This is a genomic window from Lysinibacillus sp. G1-3, assembly GCF_056322905.1.
Map to the genome: position 1 here is coordinate 109,723 of NZ_JBWHYQ010000004.1, position 21,119 is coordinate 130,841.

The following is a 21,119-nucleotide window of genomic DNA, read 5'->3' on the forward strand; positions in this document are numbered from 1 at the left end:
GAATAGAGATGTGATTCCTTTTCAGAGGGTGTTCTAAAACCTACTGAATAAAGATAAAGGCTCCGGCGGATGTCACGGATTTTGAAAGGAATGCCTATAAGGATGTTAGCCTAAAATCTTCGCATCCTGCGAAAACGGCTAACTGACCTGCATCGTGCAGGCCCGGGCACAATTCAAAATCCGGACGCAATTACGCCAAGGCGAAATTGATCGATAGGAAGGAGTGAATGAAATGAATTTGCATGCATTAAGGATTTTTACGAATGTCGCAAAGCTTGGTGGTATTACTGCAGCGGCTAATAAAATGCTGCTTAGCCAACCAGCTGTCACAATTCAAATACGGAAATTAGAGAGCGAAATAGGGGCAAAATTAATTGAAGGAAAGGGACGTGGCATTCAATTAACGCCTGAGGGGAAGTTTTTGTATGAGCAGGGAATGCGTTTATTTTATTTAGAAGCACAAATTGATGAAAGACTCGGTAAATTTTTAGCGAAAGAAGAAAAAATACATATTGCTTCTTCCTATATACCCATAAACTATATACTCCCGTCGATTATAGCAGCGTATAAGCTTGCTAATCCTCACATTGAATTTTTTGTGTCGCTAGGTAATGTAAAATCTGTGGAAGAGCAAGTTCTTAATTATGAAGTAGATTTTGGTTTTGTCGTGCAAAATAAAATCGGTCACCCTGATTTACAGTTTGAAAAAATAGTAGATATCCCGTTTTGGTTTGTTGTGCACCCATCACATTCTTTGGCAAATCAAACTGTCTCCATTTATGAATTATCGAATGAGGACTTTATTTATCGGGAACGTGGTAGCTCGACGCTTGATTTATTGGAGTCAGTTTTTTATACGTATAACTGTCCTTTACCTAAATTAGGACTTCAAATGCAAGGCTTACATGAATCGATTAAAGTAGTGGAAGCAGGGTACGGTATGACTTTAGCACCGTCCTACAGTGTAACTGAAAGTATATCAAATGGAAAACTGGCTAGGGTGTATATAGAACGTGCAAATATTCAGCAAAGTTTATTTATATGTACACGTAAATCAGATATAGAAGGGCATCCATTTATTCAGTATTTAAAAGAGAATTTAAACGCTGTAAATTAACCTATTTAAAAGAAATAGAACCAAAATCGGGAACTAGTATTAGAATGCGTATTCCCGATTTTTTTTCATATAATTTCTCTTCTTTTTAATTTCCATTCCTTGTCATAATAATATATAGTAATTGTACTCAAACACAGTGAGTAAATTAATTCTTTAATAATAAGGAGGATAACATGGGGAGATTAGTTCATTTTGAAATTCATGTAAGTGACATGGAACGAGCAAAGAAATTTTATGGAGAGGTATTCGGATGGTCATTTCAAGATTGGAGTGATTATGCAGGAATGCCTTACTTTGGAGCGGTGACTGGTAATGCGGACGAACCAGGAATCGATGGGGCTTTAATGCAACGTCAAAGTGCTTCTCCGGAACCAAATCAAGCTTTAAATGGATTTGCTTGTACAATGGGTGTGGAAAATTACGATATAACGGAAGCTAAAATTATTGAGAATGGCGGCACAGTTGCAATGCCGAAATATGCTCTTCCTGGAATGGCGTGGCAGGGATACTATATTGATACCGAGGGCAATATATTCGGTATTCATCAGCCTGACAAAAATGCGAAATAGAACCATTTTAATTTAAAATTATGTTTTTAAATATAGGTTCTCTGCATCTTTTTTATCCAAATATAATTGACACAGAACGCTTGGTACTAGAAACCAAGCGTTTTTTTGTTACTTCCCAGGTATTATTAATGATGATTGGCAGAAAAACAGACGCGGAAATGATAGAAGTAACCCTATATATGCTGATGCTCAGCAATTGTTTTTAAAAAACATTCCATTGAATTTGTCATATATGCATCTTTTCGTCGAATAAAGACGGTTGAAATAGTACCGTATTTTTTAGGAATTGGATGACAATAAACCTTGCCTGTAGTAGAAAGGTGTTCAGCGGCTGATTGTGGTACAAGTGTAACGCCTAGACCGATGGCAACACTGTTTAAAATTGTCTCTAAAATATTAAATTCCATAATTCTCTTTGGCAATAAACCCTCATCTTTGAGCCAGAGTTCTAGCTTGGATCGATAGCCGCAACCTTGATTAGAAACAAGGATAGGTGTAGTCATAAATTCTTCTATGCGAAAGGATTTGTTTTGTGAGATAAGAACGAGATTCTCGGTAAATACATCATATTGTTCTAAAGCTGGATGTTTAATCGGCCCGGTTATAAATGCACCATCTAATTGGTGATCCGCTACTTCTTTAATAAGTTCCTCAGTTAAACCAGCTTGTAGTGTTAAGTCGACATTCGGATATCCTTTATAGTAGGACGCTAGAATGGTAGGTAATATACTTACTGTTTCGACTGTACCGATTTTTAAAGTACCAGTCGGTGTATCACTATCTAAAAATACTTGTTTCATTTCCTCGACATCCTGCAAAATTTTAGTAACGTAAGCAAGCATTTTTCGCCCTTCTGGATTTAATGTCATCCCTTTTTTATGGCGATAAAATAGCGGAGTATTGAGCTCCTTTTCTAATAGCTTAATACGTGCAGTTACATTGGATTGTACATAATTTAATTCTTTTGCAGCATGGCTAACACTACCGTTATTTGCGACGCTTTTGAAAATCTGTAAATCTCGTAGTTCCATCGAGCTTTCCCCCTTAAAAACTATCATTATAAATGATAGTTGATATCACTTTCAATCATTTTACGTGATGTATTTTCTTTTTTATAATTCTCATTGTGAAATAGAAGAACTCAGTCTAAAAGCGCCACTTCCTGTGGGCAATGACTGAGTGACCAACATCGTGCGGGTCAAAGCATAAAGCCGATTCTGGACGCAATGATGACGACGCATAATTGATAGGGTTATATAGAAATGAGGAAAAACAGTGAGAAGAAATCAAATAGTAATAGGCGTGATCGCATGTTTAATTGCCAGTATGTCATGGGGAGCCATGTTTCCAGTAGCCGATCATGCACTTGAATATATAAATCCGCTCTATTTTTCAACTATTCGATATGGAGCGGTATCGATTGTATTAGTCATTTTATTATGGATGAAAGAAGGGAAGAAAGCATTTCGTTTAGAAGGGAAAGGTAAATTACTCGTCTTTTTTGGGACGATGGCATTTACAGTTTACAACGTGCTTGTTTTCTTAGGCCAAATGTTAATGGGGAAATCCGGTGTTATGGTAGCGTCGATTATGGAAGCACTCATGCCGATGATTTCGATTGCTATTCTATGGGGCTATAAACATGTGAAACCGAAGAAGTATATGATTAGTAGTATGATCATTGCTTTTGTTGGGGCTATTTTTGTTATTACAAAAGGCGATATGGGTTTCTTTCTCACACTAAAACATAATCTAGTTTCGCTCGCATTCATTTTAATTGGTGTTATAGGGTGGGTCATCTATACAATGGGCGGTCAAACATTTAATGATTGGTCTACGCTGCGCTATTCTACATTAACATGTGTATTTGGCACAGCTGTAACAGGTATCATCACAATGATCATGACGATACAAGGAGTTGTATCAGTCCCAAGTACGGAAACGATTTTTGCTATTAAATATGATTTATTGTTTATGATGACACTACCAGGCATTGTGGCATTGCTTAGTTGGAATTACGGTGTGAAAATTCTATCATCTATAAATGGGATTTTATTCATTAATTTCGTTCCAATAACTACATTGGTCATTATGATGATACAAGGATACAATGTAACAATCTTTGATATAGTAGGGACCTTACTTGTTATTTCTGCTCTTATTTGGAATAACATCTGTCAGCGTAGAGAAGAAAACGAGAGTCCGCAGGTTATGCATGAGGAAGAAGAATTACGGCAGGCTGTTTAATATTCAATGTGAAGGATTTTTTATTTTCTTTTTTGTACGTAACTTTTTATTTGCACAAGTCTAGTAAAACAATTTATTTAAGAGAGCATGTTTTTATTAATTGAAAAAACATGCTCTCTCTTTATTAGATCTGTAATTAACTAGATTATTTTCATTGTTAAATATATTAATACACTCTTTATTTCATTGTCTTATTAGAAAATAAATTTTATGATGGTAGTGATAATCATTTTCAATTAAAAAAGGAGAGTGTAAATTGACAGCAAAAAGACATCTTATAATTGGGATGCATTTAGCGGTGAATGGTGAAGGCAAAAAAGGTGCATTAATTGATGAACATATTGCATTTGCAAAGCGTGCTGAGGCAGCGAAGCTAGATTTTGTATTTAAGGCAGATTATTTAATAGCGCATCCAGAATTAATAGCTAAAATGAAAGGAACAGTAGGGCTAGATCCAAGTTTTTTAATGGCGACGGTGGCAAGAGAAACTAAACAAATTGGTTTGGTAACAACAGTTTCAACATCATTTAATCCACCTTATATTATTGCGCGCCAATTACAATCATTGAATTGGATTAGTGAAGGGCGTTTAGGTTGGAACCTAGTAACATCAATTGATGGAGCATCTAATTTTAGCAACGAGTTGATGCCTTCGTCAGAGGAGCGTTATGCAAAGGCAACAGAATGTCAGGATGTTGTTCAGCGACTATGGCATAGTAACCCTTATGAAATATTAGAGGTAGATGGAGATTTAGAGAAAATTAAAGAGCTTGTGAAGCCAATTAACCATGATGGTGAGTATTTTCATGTAAAGGGACCATTAAATATACCTATGCAGCCAGCAGGTGATATTCCTCTATTCCAAGCAGGGGCATCGGATACAGGTCGTCAATTTGCGGCAGCAGTTTCAAATGCTATTTTTGCTGCCACTCCAGATATAGAAGTAGGTATTAAATTACGCAATGACTTGCGCAAGCGAGCTGTTGAGTTAGGGCGTTCAGCAGATGACATACGTTTATTACCAGGATTGTATTTCTTTATTGGTGATACATATGAGGAGGCATTAGAAATGCACCGTAAAGCACACGAGCATTTAACAATTGAGCGTCGCTATATTGCCCTAGAATCCGTAATTGGGATGGATATTCGTCATTTAGCTCTAATGGATTGCGTAACAGCAAATATGTTGCCGCCTGAAAATCAAAAAGTACGTAGTAAAACGCATGCACATCTCGTGCGCCGATATATTATAGAAAATGAGCCGACTGTTGAAGAATTATTAGAACGCCCAGAGGTAATTGGCTCTGCACATCTTGTAGCAATTGGTACGCCACAAGATATTGTGAATCAAATTGTGAATTTTTATGAAAAAGGAGCAATGGATGGCTTTATAGCTGTGCCAGGTGGTCCTGCAAAATCTTTAGATTTATTCTTTAGCGATGTTATTCCGAACTTAGTAGAACGTGGTTTATTCCGAGCTGATTATGAAGGTAGCACATTGCGTTCACACTTAGGATTAGATGTATAATGAACGATCGAAACAACCGAAAGTAGAAAAGAAAATGGCAAGGCGGTGTAAATAAACACGTTTTGTCCTTTTCTATTATTTTTACCAAATTTCGTTTGATACTCTCTAATAGATGTATCGCATTGAACACAATTTTTGTTATAGTGTTTGAAAAACTAGAGAAAGGGTAAGTGCGTTATTATGATGGGAATTTTAGATATAGAACGATTAACAAATTTATCAAATGAACAGTGTGAAATTATTTTAGGTGTGGCCAAAAACCTTCAAATAATAGCTGACCTTTCTCAAGCGGATATTTTTATCAACTGTCTTTTAGAAGAAGATAACGCTTCTTTAATTGTAGCTGAGGCAAAGCCTACTACTATCGCATCTTTATATAAAAAAAGTTTGCTAGGGAAAATAGCATTTGAAGAAATGGAGCCAGGTGTATTATTTAGTTTGAAAACCGGGAAACCAGTATTTGGATCAAGAGGAATTACGGAAGAGCGTGGAGTCATGCAACAAGATATTGTTCCTATAAAAGACCTGTATGGGGAGACCATCGCGGTATTAATAAAAGAAAGAGATATTTCACAGGTAGTGCAGAACGAAAGAAATATAGAGCAGCTTATGAAAGCGACTAATAGCGAAGACAAGCAAGGTGTCTTTCAAGCTATTGTCGTTCAGGAAATTCATCATCGCGTTAAAAATAATTTACAGGTTATTTCTAGTTTATTGAGATTACAAATGCAACGCACTCACTCGGAAGAAATAGCTGAGGTATTTCACGATAGTATATCTCGTATATCTAGTATGGCTTTAGTGCATGATTATTTGGCCCAGCGTGGAATTGAGGAAGCAGATATTAAACTTTTAATACAACAAATTTCTACTTTGTTAGTGTCCTCGTCTATTATTCCAGATCAACATATTGCTGTGTCTGTAGAAGGAGAGTCGATATTCTGTCCGTCAGATAAAGCAACAGCTGTAGCACTGATTGTTAATGAGTTAGTTCAAAATAGCATTAAGCATGCTTTTCTTTCAAGAAATTATGGGGAAATTGTTATTAATTTGAGACAACGAAAGCAAATGGTTACGATTACAGTAATGGATGATGGATGTGGAATTGGTAATCCTTTTTCGATAGGCAATCTGTCATCTTTAGGATTACAACTTGTAGAAATGTTAGTTGAAGAGAAGCTACAAGGCGTTTTTTCATTCCCTATTTCTGAGAAAGGGACAAAAGTTTCAATAACCTTTCCGATTGTATCTAATGAGGTTTAATAAAACTAAATGTCACTAAGATCACAGAAATTGATATTGTTTTCGAACTATTTACAAAATATTTGCTAGTAGTGTAGAATGAACTAAAATAATAGCTAAGGCAAAGGCGCCTTTCACGCCCGAAGAAAATTTTCTTCAGGGATATGTGGAAGCGCTTTTTTTTGTTTGATTGCAATCTTTAACATAATAAAAAGGGGTGTTAAATGATGAAATTGTCTTGCGTAGTAAAGGGAACTCATTATACGTTTTCGTCGGTAAAGGAGGTACTTGCAAAAGCTAGTGAAGCAAAATCCGGGGATGTGATGGCTCGTGTAGCAGCAGAATCATCACTTGAGCGTATGGCAGCAAAAGTAGTACTTAGCGAGATGCAGCTGAAAGAAATTTATGAGAATCCGGTTATTCCTTATGAAATCGATGAAGTAACACGCTTGATTTATGATGATATTAGCGACACGATTTACAAAGATATTCAAAATTGGACAGTCGGTGAACTAAGAAATTATATTCTGTCATCCGATACAGGTACAGATAAATTATTGAAGCTTTCAAGAGGACTAACAAGTGAAATGATTTCAGCAGTTGCTAAGCTGATGTCGAGCATTGATCTTGTTCTTGCTTCACAGAAAATGAAATATCAAGCACATTGTAATACGACAATTGGAGAGCCTGGTCGCTTAGCTTTTCGTTGTCAGCCCAACCATCCAAATGATGTCCCGGAAGGCATTTTGTATTCAATAAAAGAAGGATTATCCTATGGAGCAGGTGATGCAGTCATTGGTATCAATCCGAATGTGGATACAATTGAATCCGTCAAAAAACTTTTGACACTTTCGCATGAATTTATTGAGAAATGGCAAATTCCAACTCAAAATTGTGTATTAGCCCATATAACAACACAAATGGAGGCTTTAAAACAGGGGGCGCCTATCGCACTAATGTTTCAAAGTTTAGCAGGTACACAAAAAGGGAATGAAGCGTTCGGTATATCTACAAAAATTCTTGATGATGGCTATGAGATGATGGCTCGATATGGTACATCTACAGGTCCAAACTTTATGTATTTTGAAACTGGACAAGGTTCGGAAGTATCTTTAAATGCTGATTTTGGGGTAGATATGCAAACGCTTGAATCAAGAAGTTACGGTTATGCACGTCACTGGAAGCCTTTCATGGTGAATACTGTTTCAGGCTTTATTGGACCGGAGACACTTTATGATGGGCGCCAATTAATTAGAGCGGATCTTGAAGACGGATTTATGGGGAAATTGCATGGCTTACCAATGGGAATTGCCCCAACTTATACAAATCATATGGATGCCGATCAAAATGATCAGGAAGTTGCCGGTATCATAACGGCAGTTGCAGGAGCGAATTTTTATATGGGAGTACCGGGTGGAGATGATGTCATGCTGAATTATCAAGATACAAGCTATCACGATGATGCTAGCTTGCGTGAGATTCTAGGATTAAGACCACTTCGAGAATTTGAAAAATGGTTGGAGAATATAGGCCTAATGGAAAATGGAAAGTTGACGAAACGTGCGGGAGATTTATCAATTTTTGATTGAGGAGGGGAGATCAAAATGAATATTCAAGAAATTCAAGATATTGTTCAGAGAGTAGTAGAAGAAGTACAGAAAAATATGAATTCGCCCAAAAACGATACCGCTCAAAATAAAGAAGAAGTCATACATTTTCCGGAAGGACGTATAAAAGGGATTGACAAGCCGCATAACGCCGCATCTATTGAACGAGCACAGAGCATTACACCTGCTCGTATAGGTATTGGTCGAACTGGCACTCGAATGTTGACGACAAGTTATTTGCAATTTTTAATTGACCATGCAGCCGCACAGGATGCTGTATTAAGAGATGTCAGTGATGATTTTCTTCAAAAGATGGGTTTACACAAGCTGGAAACAAAAGCTAATGATATGAAATCTTACTTAATGGATTTAGATGCTGGCCGAAAGCTATCAGATGAATCTATGAAGTATCTTGAACAAAATGGGGATAAAGGAAAAAATGTTCAAATTATTGTTTGTGATGGTTTGAGCTCCTCGGCAGTAGAAGCCAATGTAGCTGATTTACTACCTGCTTTAATACAAGGATTAAAATTAAAAAATATAAGCATCGCAAAACCAATTTTTATTAAGCGAGGGCGTGTGTGGGTGCAAGACGAAGTGGCAGCTGTTGTTAATTGTGACCTTGTTATTTCGTTAATTGGCGAAAGGCCAGGTCTAAATACAGATGAAAGCCTGAGTGCTTACATGATTTATCGGCCGACTGAAAAAACAGTTGAAGCCGATCGGACGGTCATTTCAAATATTCATAAAGATGGACTAACTTCACTTGAAGCGGGTGCTTATTTATCAGATTTAATCGAACAAATGCTTTTAGCTAAGTGTACAGGCGTGTCTTTTGCGCAACAAAGGAATATCAACATATAGAAAACTTCCTGCAAGAAAGGTTGTGGTGTGATGAAAAAAACGGATTCTAATTGCTGAGGACGAACCAATTATCAGGATGGACTTAAAAATGTTGCTTCGGAAAAACGGTTATGAGGTAGTCGGGGAAGCAGGAAATGGTGATCGAGCGATCGAGCTCGCTTTTAAATTGAAGCCGGATCTTGTGTTAATGGATATAGAAATGCCAAAATTAAATGGGTTAAAAGCAAGCGAAGTTATAGGCCGGCAGTTAGATATACCAGTGTTGTTGATTACTGCATATAGTCAAAAAGAATTTATAGAGAAGTCTAGGCAAGATAATATTATGGGCTATTTAGTGAAACCCGTTACTGAAGGTAGCTTAATTCCCGCAATAGTCATTGCACTTCAACAAGCTAAGAGGACACAAACATTAAAACAATCTTTACAACTTACACAAGCAAAAATTCAAAAGCGAAAGATGATTGAACGAACAAAAGGGCAACTTGAAGGATGAAGTTTTAAATAAAACGCTGAAGTAAAGCAAGTAGTAACAAACTTAATCTCACTTAAACTAGAATGGTTAAATCTTTCTAGTTTAAGTGAGATTTTTATATTCAAAAATAAATACATGTCATTGTGGGGGAGTACTCGGATGTATGAAGTTTCTCTCTACAAAAAAACACATAACTTTATGGGAATTAATAATGCAGGTAGGTACAAACCCTAATGATACCTAAGTTGAAGTTTAGTAGAATAAAATGAAACTAATTATAAATCCCAGTCGTATAAAAAAATAAGGAGCTTCTGGATAGAAAAATCTACGATGAATATAAAAACAATATTTATAAAGGGAAGTGTGTTATGCAATTCGAAGGTGCAATGTTAGAATATCGTTTGCAAAAAGGTAAAGACAAGTTTGAACCAATCTATTATTATACTAATATTGACTTGCCACAAATTTTAACAAGAAGAGAATGTGAATTTTTTATTAAAGAAGGTAAGACTTATAAACAATTGTCTTCTGCTATTGAAGGTGAGTTATTCGTGATTTATGTAGAGTTGTATGAAGAAACACCAATGGAAATGCAAGAGCTCTTATGTGAAGGTATTAAACTTGAAATTCGTGAATTAAATACCTATAAAAATCATCCGCTTATCACATTTGAATATATGGCGAATCATTTAGATATTTTAAGCATGATCGGCAGTATATATACATATATCGAAGACAAGGAGTGGGAGCGTGACTCAGCTGAAATTGATGAAGATCGAGGTGTGTATATTTTATATGTTACGCCAACAGGATATACGCTTGCAACATAGGAAGGTGGATTTTTAACATGAAGAAAACAAAGAAGATGATGACAGGAGCATTAGCAGCTGCGGCTTTGGTAACGTTAACTGCTTGTGGAGAGGAAAGGGGATATGCAGAGCCAACAGGAACGGATTGCGATGATTGGGATTGGGATAAGGAAACGGGTACGTATTATTGCGATGATAATGATTCAACTTATGCGCGTAGTTACTACCATGGTGGGAAATATTATGGAACAAAAACATCATTACAAAAAAGTGCTGACTATAAAACATATGTATCGAATTATAAATCAGGAATAGGCAGTGGTTCAAAAGGCGGTTTTGGAGGGTAAAGATGAACCGATTTCGAGATAATCGACAACAATTTTTTAGCCAAATAAAGGATTTTTGGCATGACATTTATGGGATGGAATATGCTCTATTTGATATTAAGAGAGAAAGTTCAGAAACGATTAATAGGATTCGCCAAGCAACTGACCAGATAGGCCATATTATTTATAAGTCGGCTACTTTGTTGCGTATGGTAGATGATGACACACTTTTGCGTCTTGGATTTCCCACTGAAACTCACTCTTTCATCCGTTTGCAAACACTTCCAGTAGAAAGTGTCATTGCTCGTTTAGATTTAGTAGTGACCGATGAACAAGTAAAATTGCTTGAAATAAACGCAGATACACCTACATTTATAAAGGAATCTTTTTTTGTGAATGGAAAAGTGTGTGAACAGTTTAAGATGCAAAATCCAAACGAAGGCTGCGAAGACCAGTTAAAACAAGCAATTTTGAAAGCTGTAACGTTGTCGTTTCGTACGAGGAGAAAATATGAAGATAGCAATATTGTTTTCGCAGCACACTCGGAACATGAAGAAGATAAATTGACAACAATGTATTTAAAGGAACTCTCTGGATTAAAAAGTCAGTATATGGACTTTAATCACTTACAACTTGTCGATGAGCCAATTTTAGAAAATGAAGAAGTTGTCCTACCACAAGGTCTTTATGATAGAAGCGGAGAAAAAATCGATGTTTTATATCGACAGACGTATCCTATTGAACATTTGATATATGATGAAGATCCAATAACGAAGGAAAAAGTTGGTCAATCGTTAATGAAGCTAGTGGAACAAAAAGACTTAGCCATTGTGAATCCTCCTTCTGCTTTTTTACTACAATCTAAGGCAATAATGGCGCTCATTTGGGGGCTACATGAGGAAGAACATTCATTTTATACACCTGAAGAACATAACGCAATACATAAATATTTTTTACCAACTTATCTAGATCCAGATGTTTTTTGGCAACAAGGACAAAGTTTTGTAAAAAAGCCTTCATTTGGTCGCGAAGGAGACACTGTCGAGATTTTTTCAAATACAGGTAAAAAAATTGCGGAAGATATTCATAAAACATATATAGATGAACTTCCTGTTTATCAACAATTTATAGAGCTACCACAAACTATGATTCAAACAGAACAAGGTCCAAAACGAGCGCATTATATGTATGGTTGCTTTTATATTAATGGTAAGGCAAGTGCAATAGGTATTCGCGCAGGGGGACAAATTACAGATAACGGATCTTATTTTCTACCAATAGGATATTAGAAAATTGTAAGATTTTAAGAGAGTAAAGTGAAACAAACTGAAGCACGATAAAAGGAGTGTGTATTGGAATGGGATATTTCTCATTAGATAGTTTTTTAAATTTTTTATTATATACAGGGACAGGGTTAATTCTCATTTTGATTGGTATTGTTGCATTTGCTTTTACAACAAAATTTTCAGAGTGGAACTTAATTAAAGAAGGCAATATGGCCGTTGCATTAAAGCTATGGGGAAAAGTGATTGGATTAGGCATCACATTATATACAGTATGGTCTTCAAGTGTTCATATTCTTGATGCTTTTATTTGGGGGTTAGTCGGAATTGCTACACAAGTGGTTGTGTATTTAATTATTGAATATGTGTTAACACCAAAAACAAGCTTGGAGAAAAAAGTGGAAGAAGGAAATACTGCAGTAGGCTTCAGCTTATTTGCAGTGGGCATTACGGTAGGATTAATTATAGCAGGAAGTTTATCGTATTAATAAAGTATATTTGATAACACTATAATAATACATTAAAGGGAGCATGTTTTTTTATGAATGAAAAGACATGCTCTCTTTATATTTAATGTTCACATCTGACGGCGCCTAGTCGGACGGAAATCAACGACACGTTATGGTGATGAGTAGAAATATAGAATGGATAATTCCCTGTATGCCGAAATAAACAAAAGTACAAACAGAGAGCAATATTTCTATATAATTGTACAATTTAACGATGACTACCATCTTATGAGGAGTGATGTAGTATGTATATAAAAAAACAGGTTGTTTTATCAGTAGGGGAATACTTATTTAGTAGAGAGTTCGTGATCATGGATTTCTCTACTACTAGAGGAGGAATCTGAAGTTTGATTAGTTTAAGATCAATTGATCAAAGTAATTGGGAAGCTTGTATTCAACTGAAGCCTAAGCAAGAACAAGAAGGGTTTATTGCCTCGAATCTGTATTCAATTGCAGAAAGTAAATTTTTACCATACATGAAGATCAATGCAATCTATTTTGAAGAAATACTTATCGGTTTTGCAATGTACGGGATTGATTCGGATGATAGAAACTATTGGGTGTATAGATTTATGATTGATGAGCAATTTCAAGGGCGTGGATATGGCAAGAGCGCAATGAAATTGATTATTGAAGACATCCGGAGTAGAGATGATCGCACTGACATCATCTGGCTCGGGTATCAGCCGGACAACGAGCAAGCAAGAAAACTATATGCCAGTGTGGGTTTTAAAGAGTCAGGAATGGCACCTTGGGGAGAAATGCTAGCAAAATATAGTTTTCATTAGAATGACTAAATGAATATAAATATTGCGTATCTAATGTTTATGTGGGATGTTCTTAAAGTCTATAAATGGCTTTAAGAACATCCTTTTTGCTCCCATGTCGCAATAGCTTGAATTATAACTATAAATCTATGTCATCAGAAAAAAGCAGCATTTTACACAAACTAAAATGCTACTTGAAGAAAGGAAAACTATGCTGTTTTCTTTTGTATGGGTACAGGAACAGACCGATTTAAAATACTATTGGCTACCATGCCCATCATGATAATGATCATACCGATTAAGGATACTCCAACAGGCCAAGAACCGTTTAAAAAAAGCATTTCACCAAGAACAGTAAATACCATTGTTCCAGCTTGTGTTGCCTCCACAGCCCCTAATAAAGAAAGGTTATTTTTCGCTAAGTCAGTAGCGAAGAAAAATGTCATTGTGGCGATAACACCCGAACATAATGCTAATAAGAATCCTTGCATGATTTGCCCAGATGTTGGTATGCCAGTTGCAGTCCAACCATAAATAGCTAATATAATACTGACAGGAAGACTACCAATTGCCATGCCTAGCACGCGTTGAAATGTATCTAAGCGACCATCAACGATTTCCATCATTTTTCGATTACCGAAAGGATAAAAGAATGCTGCGATGACGACAGGGAGGAAGCCGGTTAAAAATTGAGAAACAGAAATATCCCCAGCTTCTGTTAATTGCATACAAATGACACCTGTTAAAATAAATAAGGAAACGAGTAAGCTTCGCATAGGAATTTTACCGCGAACGCGTTTAACTCCTGACTTTGTCTCCAATGTAATAAAAAATAATGGAGATAATAACAAACCAGCTAAAATGGTTATTTGCCATGTACCTGCTACGAGCCATGCGGGACTAAATACAGCAGCATAGCTTAATAATGAATAAAATCCAACCCCTGCTATTGTGCCATAGCCAATCCATGCTAAAGGATGTTTACGCATTTCTACCCATAGTGGACGAAGGTTTTTGCGAAATAGGACGATAAAGAATAAAATGGGTAAAGCGAATAAAAATCGGAAGGAAGCAGTCCAAGCCCAGCTTGTTCCTGATACGTTCATAACTCGATTTATAATAAATGTAGCTGAAAAAAACGCAGATGATAAAATACCTAATAAGATAGCACGCATTTCGTTCGCTCCTTTCTAAATATGTATATATATTATAATATAATTATTTAGATTAAAAGTAAATTATAATATACCGAAAGTGGGGTTTGTATGAAAGAACAAGAGGATATGCAAACAAAAGAAGTAATTCTGCAAGTTGGTCAACTGTTACGACAAATAAGGAATGAACAGAAATTAAGTTTAGAAGAGTTAGCGAAAAAAACGGGTGTTAGTAAATTAACATTAGGAAAAATTGAGAGGGGAGAGACGAATCCTACATTAGGCGTCATTTGGAAGATTACAAAAGGATTATCTATTCCGTTATCACGGCTTATGGTTATTGAAGATATAGTAAATGTCGCACGCTTCGGAGAAGGATTTATTATAGAAGAAAACCAAATGTGGCGATTAGAGACTATTTTTCGTTACAAAAAAGAAACAGGATTGGAAATGCATCGTGCTTGTTTGCAACCGAATAGCATATATGAGGCAGAACCTCATCATGAAGGAGCTATCGAATATGTAACAGTAATGAAAGGGGAAATTTCGATTCAAGTTGGACAAGAAATATATGCATTAAACGAATTTGATTCGATTCAATTTGAAGCAAATAGAAAGCATAGCTATGAAAACACAGGAGATGAAATTGCAGTTCTCCATTTAACAATGAAATATTTATCTTGAAATAAGAGCTGGAAGAGGTAGAATCAATAATTGTAGTTGATGGTAGTTTAACTTTATAATATTTCAATAAGCAAAATCCCGAATATTGAACGTTATTCGGGATTTTGCTTTTCTTATTATGTGTCTTTCATTTTTCGTAAAGTGCATTCATCATTATAATGTAAATTTTTTAAGCTCTACAGACAATGTATTTGTCATGTCTTGAAGTTCTGAAACCTTTTCACTAATTTTCTGGAAGGAGTGTAGCTGCTCTTGGGTAGAAGCGGATATTTCCTCTGTTCCTGCAGCAGTTTCTTCCGTAATAGCTGAAATGTTTTCAATGGCACTGTTCATTTGCTGGCTCATTTCACTTGTTTGTTCCATATCTTCGGTAAGCTGCTGTAACTGATCATTAATGTCTAACACATGAGTTGCAATTGCTTCAAATGACTTCTCTGTATCGGTCATCGATTGTAATTGTTCTTTTGACAGCTGATGTCCCTGCTCTGCCGTAGAAAGAATGAGCGTAATGCCATCTTGTATATGTGTCACCATAGAAGAGATGAAAGCCGTTGCTTTTTCAGTTTCATGAGATAGTTTTTTGACTTCCTCTGCTACAATTGCGAATCCTTTTCCGGCTTCTCCAGCACGAGCTGCTTCGATGGCAGCATTTAATGCTAAGAGATTTGTTTGATCAGCAATAGCATGGACTGCATTAGCGGCACCTTCAATTTCTGTTGTAAATTTAGAGAATTGAGTAACAGCCTCTTTGATGTTAATCGAAGTGGATGAAATATCCTTCGCAATAGAGGACTGCTTTTCAAGTGAACTACGACCGTTTTGGACAGCAGTAAGTGCCTGGTTGCCGTTTATGGCTGATTGTTCACTTGTCTGCTGAACAGTAGTAAATTGATCTGCCATCGTATTCATAAGGATCGCAGTTGACTGGATATCTTCTGAAATAGTGAGGCTTCCCTTCGCCAATTCGTCCGTTGATGTTGCAATTTGTAGACTGCCTTCATTAATCGTTTCAATATAGCTTGTGACATCCTTAGTGAAGAGACCAACATTTTTCCCTACAATATCAATGGATTGTACGGTGCTTTTTAAGCTAACAATCATTGTGGAAAAGTTCTCAGTTAATTGATCAACTTCATTTCGACTGCCTTTTTTAAAGGAGAGGGCAGAGGTGTCAATTGTCAAATTCCCTGCAGCCACCGATTGTGCATAATCCACAATTCGGTTAATCGGATTTGTAATTTTTTTCGTTGCGACATACGAAAAAATAATTGTAGCAATAATTAAAAGGATACTTCCGATAATTGTTGTTGTAGTAATGAACGAAATTTTTTGCTTTGCTAATTCATTCGTTTCTTTATACCATTCATTTGTGTCTTTTTTTAGTAGAAACATATCATTCAAAATACCAGATATTCTTATTGCTTGTTTTTTTATTTCAGGACGATTGTGAGCAAGAAACCCTGCTTCAGAAGCTTTTGCTAACTCGTCGTATTTACCTTCGATTTTTTTGATGATAGCCTTATGATCAGCTACTTTTGCAATCGTTGAGAGTTTTTCTAAATTTACTTTTGTTTCTTTTAAAATGGAAAGAGCTTCATTTTTATTGGCCTCACTAGCTAAATATGTGTAATTATTTAGTGATTGGCTCGCTACAACTAAACTTTGCTCAAGTTCTTTCACTGCCAGTAAGAGCTCTGTATCATCTTCTGCGGTTGTTTGTATATCAAATGTTTGTACGATAATAAAGCCAATCATTGCCATGGCGAGGACAATGGGTATAAGTATGTTCATAAATAATTTTTTTCGAAGTGTCACTGGCTGTTCCCCTTTTCTGCAGTAACTTTTATTTTACCTGAGACAATACCTTCTTTTGCTTTTTCAATGGCAGTCTGTTGCTCAGGTGTAAGTTTAATAATACGTATATCCGCAAGCCCGACGCCGTTATCAGCTAAACCAAATAAAAAAGATTTTTCAGAAATTTCCCCGTCATCAACTAATGTTTTAGCCATTTTAAAAACAGCTTGGTCGACATTTTTTAACATCGATGTTACGACCGTCTTTTCGGCTATGTAAAATTGATCAGTATCAACTCCCGCCGCATATACGCCCATTTCTTCAGCTTTTTTAATAGAGCCAAAACCTGTGAATCCCGCTGCATGATAAATAAAATCTACGCCGTTCTTTATGTAACGTTCTGCTATTGCGGCACCTGCATTGGTATCATCAAATGTGCCAGCATACTCACTAATAATTTCGATGTTTGGATTAAAATATCTAGCTCCCTCAATAAAGCCGTTTTCAAAATGATGGATAACTGGAACATCTGCACCACCAATAAATCCTATTTTTCCAGTTTTACTCGTCATCGATGCAACCATTCCAAGTAAAAAGCTGCCTTCCTGCTCTTTAAAGGTTATGGAAGTGATATTTGCAACATCTGATTGACCATCAATAAGGATAAATTGCTGATCAGGATATTTCTTCGCCGTCTTTTCTAAAGCTTCCTGTACAGAGAATCCAAGACCGATAATGACGTTATACTTTTCTGCTACTAGTTCTTCTAGCTTCTGTTCGTAATTGCCATCAGGAGCTTCTTTATAATCGAACAAAATACCTAGCTCATCTCGTGCTTTCTCAAGCCCTTTAAAAGCCGAATCATTAAATGATTCGTCTCCAAGCCCTGCATCTGAGAGTAAGATCCCAATTTTATAGTCATCTTGCGTTTTTTTAGACGGAGTTGTTGAACAGCCTGCTACTAGTAACAAAACTATTAAACAAAAGCCAATCAATATTTTTTTCAAAATGAGTACCTCCAATTATATGTATGATTTATATCGGCGAAAAGTTTTTCTAAGTCAGATGTCAGACAATGGATTTTTATTTTACCATTAAATACTATCAGATTTTTTGTAATTTACTAGAGGGAAATGGGTTTAAATCATTCTCGATATTTTCAAAGCACTGAGTATTTAGTTCGTTTTTTAATGAATTTTCTCTATGTGTATAGTGAAAAAGGTAGGAGGATATTGCGAAATATTTATATATTTTGCAAAAATAACCCTTTTCTTTGTCAATTAAACTAGCCTCGCAAACATTTAAAGCGTTTGCGAGGCCAATTGTTTATATTAAACTGCACCAAATAATTTTAATACATTAATAATTATAATTCCCACAATGCCAAAATCTGAATCTCCAAATGTAGTGCCTTCGTAGCCGATATCACCCATAAAGATCAATAGAATCGCAGGGATAAAGCTAATAATTAAGCCGTTGGCAAATGCTCCTATCATAGAACCGACTCTACCACCAGTTGCATTGCCAAATACTCCTGCAGCCGCACCTGTGAAGAAATGTGGTACAAGCCCAGGTACAATCACTTTTAGCCCTATGAGAGGAAGTATAAACATCGATACTAGGCCTGCTACAAAGCTAAACAGGAAGCCAATAATAACAGCATTTGGTGCGAACGGGAAAATCGTAGGGCAGTCTAATGCAGGCTTTGTGTTTGGTACAAGTTTATCTGCTATCCCTTTAAAAGCAGGGATTATTTCGGCAATTAGCATCCGTACGCCTGCCAAAATGATATAGACACCAGCGGCAAAGGTAATAGCTTGAATAATGGCAAAGACGATAAAGTTTGAACCGCCAGATAATTGTCCCTCAATATAAGTTTGACCTGCGAATAGGGCAACGATTATGAAAAATAGACTCATAGTTAACGAAACAGCTACAGATGTATCTCTTAAAAAACCTAGAGATTTCGGGACATTTATATCTTCTGTTGATTTGGCTTTGTTGCCAAAGATCTTTCCAATTTTAGCGGATACATAATAGCCAATGCTTCCAAAATGACCAACAGCAAAATCATCACTACCTGTTATTTGACGAACTGTTGGTTGTAAAATGGCAGGGAATACAACCATGCAAATACCTAGTAGTATAGAGCCAACAATAATAAGCGGAAAGCCATTCATACCGCCGACTGAAAGCGATGCTGCAATTAAACACGCCATAAATAATGTATGATGACCAGTTAAAAATATATATTTTAAAGGCGTAAATCGCGCAAATAAAATGTTCATTATCATACCAAAAACCATGATCATGGCAGTGGATGTTCCGAAATTAGTTTGTGCGGCTGCTACAATCGCTTCATTATTTGGGATGACTCCTTGGACATTAAATGCATGATCAAACATATTACTAAAGTGATTTAAAGAACCAATTAAAACGGTTGCACCCGCGCCAAGTATAACAAAGCCCATAATCGTTTTTAACGTACCAGAAAGAACGGTTGAAGCTGACTTTTTTTGGATTAATAAACCGACAAAAGCGAATAGGCCGACTAATATAGCTGGTGTTCCTAAAATGTCATTCATTATAACATCTAACATATTAACACCTCATCCTATCCAATTTTTCATTCGTTTTTTCAAAAGTCTGTTTTCGTAAAGTTTGTAGTTTTTTGATATAATTTTTCAAAATACATAAGACTAGGAGTTTGATATATGGGAGTTTACTTTACGAATCAAACAATTGAAGCATTTAATCTAATAAATGAACAAGGGATTCTAACAGGGAACGAAGATTTTGTTGATGAAGATTTCTTACCTTCATATAAATGGATGATTAAACAAATGGACAGAAGGATTAACAATGACGGTTCATTTCCAATTTGGCTTTGGACAAAAAAACCAAATTTGAATGATGAAGGACACTTTTATAAAGGAACGGATGCTGTAAGTTTGACAGTTGAAGTACCCGATAATAATGTTCTTCTATCTGATTTTGAGGCTTGGCATTGTGTATTAAATGAATGGTTTTGTTCAATGACAGATGAAGAAAGTAAATTATTTGAACAAGATAAATTAAATATCACAAAGGAACAAAGTTGGGAAAGAATTTTTGACTTAGAAAAAATACAAAAATCAGAGATGTGGAACGGGAATAGCCAAATTGTTCAAGGTGTTACAACAGTCATTCACAAAGAACAGATATTGAATATTGAGCATTTTACAGCTAAATAACTAGTTGATTGTCTGATTGGAAGTTACCTCTTTGTAGATTAAATTTGCCTTTTTGTTTTAACAGCAACAATTTTTTAGAAAACAGCCTTACAAAAAGATCAATACTTCATAACAGCGGCTTCAGCTTTAATTTAATTTCTGAAATACTCATCATATTAACAATACTAACGATGTGACCTCTCTCTTCAGGCAATCGATTGACAATATCGTCCGCACCAATATAAATATCCGCTTTCTCTCCCTTGGCAGATGCTAAATCTGTATGAGTTACTTCTGCAACTTTCCCCAGTTCAATTAATGCTTTTTTTACATTTAGCTCCATAATAAAGCTACTGCCTAAGCCATTCCCGCACACTACTAAAATTTTCATCAAGGTTACTCCTTTGCGACAATTTGTTGAATTTCTTTAATAATCTCTTCTTTATGCTGGCAGGCGATGATACTATCAATTTGATTTGGTTCTTGCAAAATCTTTGTTAAGTCAACTAATGCTTGTAGATGAGACGCATGATCGGTCGTAGCTAAGACAATAATTAAGAAAACAGGTTTTTTTGGTCCAAACAAGACAGGTTTTTGTAAACTTAATAGGCTGATGGCTAACGCGTTAACTCCTTCCGTGGGCCGTGCATGTGGAATCGCTACTTTTGGTGTAATGACTACATAAGGACCATGTTTTTCAATGGAATGAATCATTGCTTCAATATAGCGTTCTTCAATTTTATTCTGCTTTAATAGTGGACTAGCAGCTAAATGAATAGCCTCCTGCCAAGTATTTACAAAATTTGCGAGTTGTATAGTATCTTTTGTCAGTAACTCAGTTAGCAAGTACAACCCTCCTTTCATAGGGATAAACAATCCCCATTCCATGTTATTATTGTTGATTACGGAATTATGTCATAAGAGGATATATTTTT

General features: G+C 36.0%; 22 protein-coding genes. 15 read left to right on the forward strand and 7 right to left on the reverse strand.

Annotated features, from left to right (window positions below; all coding sequences use genetic code 11):
• Window positions 1-232: 232 nt before the first annotated feature.
• Together ACVYAD_RS05285 and ACVYAD_RS05290 are read left to right on the forward strand one after the other, a co-directional pair.
• Window positions 233-1,117 carry a LysR substrate-binding domain-containing protein gene (locus ACVYAD_RS05285; protein ID WP_476425077.1) on the forward strand — a complete coding sequence of 295 codons (885 nt, stop codon included), beginning with the start codon at window positions 233-235 and terminating at the stop codon, window positions 1,115-1,117.
• Window positions 1,118-1,290: 173 nt separating this feature from the next.
• A complete protein-coding gene (locus tag ACVYAD_RS05290) occupies window positions 1,291-1,686 on the forward strand; it encodes a VOC family protein (RefSeq protein ID WP_476425079.1) in 396 nt (131 codons plus the stop codon).
• Window positions 1,687-1,859: 173 nt separating this feature from the next.
• Here the strand turns inward: ACVYAD_RS05290 and ACVYAD_RS05295 are convergent, their stop codons facing one another.
• A complete protein-coding gene (locus tag ACVYAD_RS05295) occupies window positions 1,860-2,717 on the reverse strand; it encodes a LysR family transcriptional regulator (RefSeq protein ID WP_476425080.1) in 858 nt (285 codons plus the stop codon).
• A gap of 244 nt (window positions 2,718-2,961) precedes the next feature.
• Between ACVYAD_RS05295 and ACVYAD_RS05300 the strand changes: the two genes are divergently transcribed.
• The 11 genes from ACVYAD_RS05300 (at window position 2,962) to ACVYAD_RS05350 (ending at window position 13,361) form a co-directional block, all read left to right on the forward strand.
• On the forward strand, window positions 2,962-3,933 hold the full coding sequence (locus ACVYAD_RS05300) for a DMT family transporter (RefSeq protein ID WP_476425082.1): 972 nt from the start codon (window positions 2,962-2,964) through the stop codon (window positions 3,931-3,933).
• A gap of 256 nt (window positions 3,934-4,189) precedes the next feature.
• Window positions 4,190-5,461, forward strand: coding sequence for an NtaA/DmoA family FMN-dependent monooxygenase (locus ACVYAD_RS05305; RefSeq protein WP_476425084.1), 1,272 nt, complete (start codon window positions 4,190-4,192; stop codon window positions 5,459-5,461).
• Window positions 5,462-5,641: 180 nt separating this feature from the next.
• Window positions 5,642-6,724 carry a sensor histidine kinase gene (locus ACVYAD_RS05310; RefSeq protein WP_476425085.1) on the forward strand — a complete coding sequence of 361 codons (1,083 nt, stop codon included), beginning with the start codon at window positions 5,642-5,644 and terminating at the stop codon, window positions 6,722-6,724.
• Window positions 6,725-6,930: 206 nt separating this feature from the next.
• On the forward strand, window positions 6,931-8,292 hold the full coding sequence (locus ACVYAD_RS05315; protein WP_476425255.1) for an ethanolamine ammonia-lyase subunit EutB: 1,362 nt from the start codon (window positions 6,931-6,933) through the stop codon (window positions 8,290-8,292).
• Window positions 8,293-8,307: 15 nt separating this feature from the next.
• Complete coding sequence (gene eutC / locus ACVYAD_RS05320; protein WP_476425086.1) at window positions 8,308-9,174, forward strand: ethanolamine ammonia-lyase subunit EutC; 867 nt, start codon at window positions 8,308-8,310, stop codon at window positions 9,172-9,174.
• An 88-nt stretch (window positions 9,175-9,262) separates the two neighbouring features.
• Window positions 9,263-9,667: an ANTAR domain-containing response regulator gene (locus tag ACVYAD_RS05325; protein ID WP_476425088.1), complete on the forward strand. Its 405-nt coding sequence runs from the start codon at window positions 9,263-9,265 to the stop codon at window positions 9,665-9,667.
• A gap of 347 nt (window positions 9,668-10,014) precedes the next feature.
• On the forward strand, window positions 10,015-10,476 hold the full coding sequence (locus ACVYAD_RS05330) for a hypothetical protein (RefSeq protein ID WP_476425090.1): 462 nt from the start codon (window positions 10,015-10,017) through the stop codon (window positions 10,474-10,476).
• A gap of 17 nt (window positions 10,477-10,493) precedes the next feature.
• Complete coding sequence (locus tag ACVYAD_RS05335; protein ID WP_100544670.1) at window positions 10,494-10,802, forward strand: hypothetical protein; 309 nt, start codon at window positions 10,494-10,496, stop codon at window positions 10,800-10,802.
• Window positions 10,803-10,804: 2 nt separating this feature from the next.
• Window positions 10,805-12,070, forward strand: coding sequence for a glutathionylspermidine synthase family protein (locus ACVYAD_RS05340; RefSeq protein ID WP_476425093.1), 1,266 nt, complete (start codon window positions 10,805-10,807; stop codon window positions 12,068-12,070).
• Window positions 12,071-12,138: 68 nt separating this feature from the next.
• Window positions 12,139-12,552 (forward strand): DUF350 domain-containing protein, encoded by a 414-nt coding sequence (locus tag ACVYAD_RS05345; protein WP_476425094.1) that lies wholly within the window; start codon window positions 12,139-12,141, stop codon window positions 12,550-12,552.
• Between the two features lie 368 nt (window positions 12,553-12,920).
• The gene (locus ACVYAD_RS05350; RefSeq protein ID WP_349661135.1) at window positions 12,921-13,361 is read left to right on the forward strand and encodes a GNAT family N-acetyltransferase; all 441 of its coding nucleotides are present in this window, start codon (window positions 12,921-12,923) and stop codon (window positions 13,359-13,361) included.
• A 188-nt stretch (window positions 13,362-13,549) separates the two neighbouring features.
• On the opposite strand, the gene ACVYAD_RS05355 is transcribed toward ACVYAD_RS05350, so the two are convergent.
• On the reverse strand, window positions 13,550-14,515 hold the full coding sequence (locus ACVYAD_RS05355) for a DMT family transporter (protein ID WP_476425095.1): 966 nt from the start codon (window positions 14,513-14,515) through the stop codon (window positions 13,550-13,552).
• A 90-nt stretch (window positions 14,516-14,605) separates the two neighbouring features.
• On the opposite strand from ACVYAD_RS05355, the gene ACVYAD_RS05360 reads away from it, so the two are divergent.
• On the forward strand, window positions 14,606-15,178 hold the full coding sequence (locus ACVYAD_RS05360) for a helix-turn-helix domain-containing protein (RefSeq protein ID WP_349661137.1): 573 nt from the start codon (window positions 14,606-14,608) through the stop codon (window positions 15,176-15,178).
• A 153-nt stretch (window positions 15,179-15,331) separates the two neighbouring features.
• On the opposite strand, the gene ACVYAD_RS05365 is transcribed toward ACVYAD_RS05360, so the two are convergent.
• From ACVYAD_RS05365 to ACVYAD_RS05375, 3 genes are all read right to left on the reverse strand, one after another.
• Entirely contained in the window at window positions 15,332-16,993 is a 1,662-nt protein-coding gene (locus ACVYAD_RS05365) for a methyl-accepting chemotaxis protein (RefSeq protein WP_476425097.1), read from the reverse strand.
• The gene (locus ACVYAD_RS05370; protein ID WP_476425099.1) at window positions 16,990-17,979 is read right to left on the reverse strand and encodes a BMP family lipoprotein; all 990 of its coding nucleotides are present in this window, start codon (window positions 17,977-17,979) and stop codon (window positions 16,990-16,992) included. The genes ACVYAD_RS05365 and ACVYAD_RS05370 overlap by 4 nt, the downstream gene beginning before the upstream one ends.
• Before the next feature lie 324 nt (window positions 17,980-18,303).
• A complete protein-coding gene (locus ACVYAD_RS05375; RefSeq protein ID WP_476425100.1) occupies window positions 18,304-19,572 on the reverse strand; it encodes a PTS ascorbate transporter subunit IIC in 1,269 nt (422 codons plus the stop codon).
• A gap of 114 nt (window positions 19,573-19,686) precedes the next feature.
• Here ACVYAD_RS05375 and ACVYAD_RS05380 point away from each other — a divergent pair, with 114 nt between their 5' ends.
• Window positions 19,687-20,205, forward strand: coding sequence for a DUF3841 domain-containing protein (locus ACVYAD_RS05380; RefSeq protein WP_349661141.1), 519 nt, complete (start codon window positions 19,687-19,689; stop codon window positions 20,203-20,205).
• 106 nt (window positions 20,206-20,311) lie between these two features.
• Here the strand turns inward: ACVYAD_RS05380 and ACVYAD_RS05385 are convergent, their stop codons facing one another.
• Window positions 20,312-20,575 carry a PTS sugar transporter subunit IIB gene (locus ACVYAD_RS05385; RefSeq protein ID WP_476425102.1) on the reverse strand — a complete coding sequence of 88 codons (264 nt, stop codon included), beginning with the start codon at window positions 20,573-20,575 and terminating at the stop codon, window positions 20,312-20,314.
• Between the two features lie 5 nt (window positions 20,576-20,580).
• Window positions 20,581-21,030, reverse strand: a complete 450-nt coding sequence (locus ACVYAD_RS05390) for a PTS sugar transporter subunit IIA (protein WP_349661143.1) — start codon at window positions 21,028-21,030, stop codon at window positions 20,581-20,583.
• Between the last annotated feature and the right edge of the window lie 89 nt (window positions 21,031-21,119).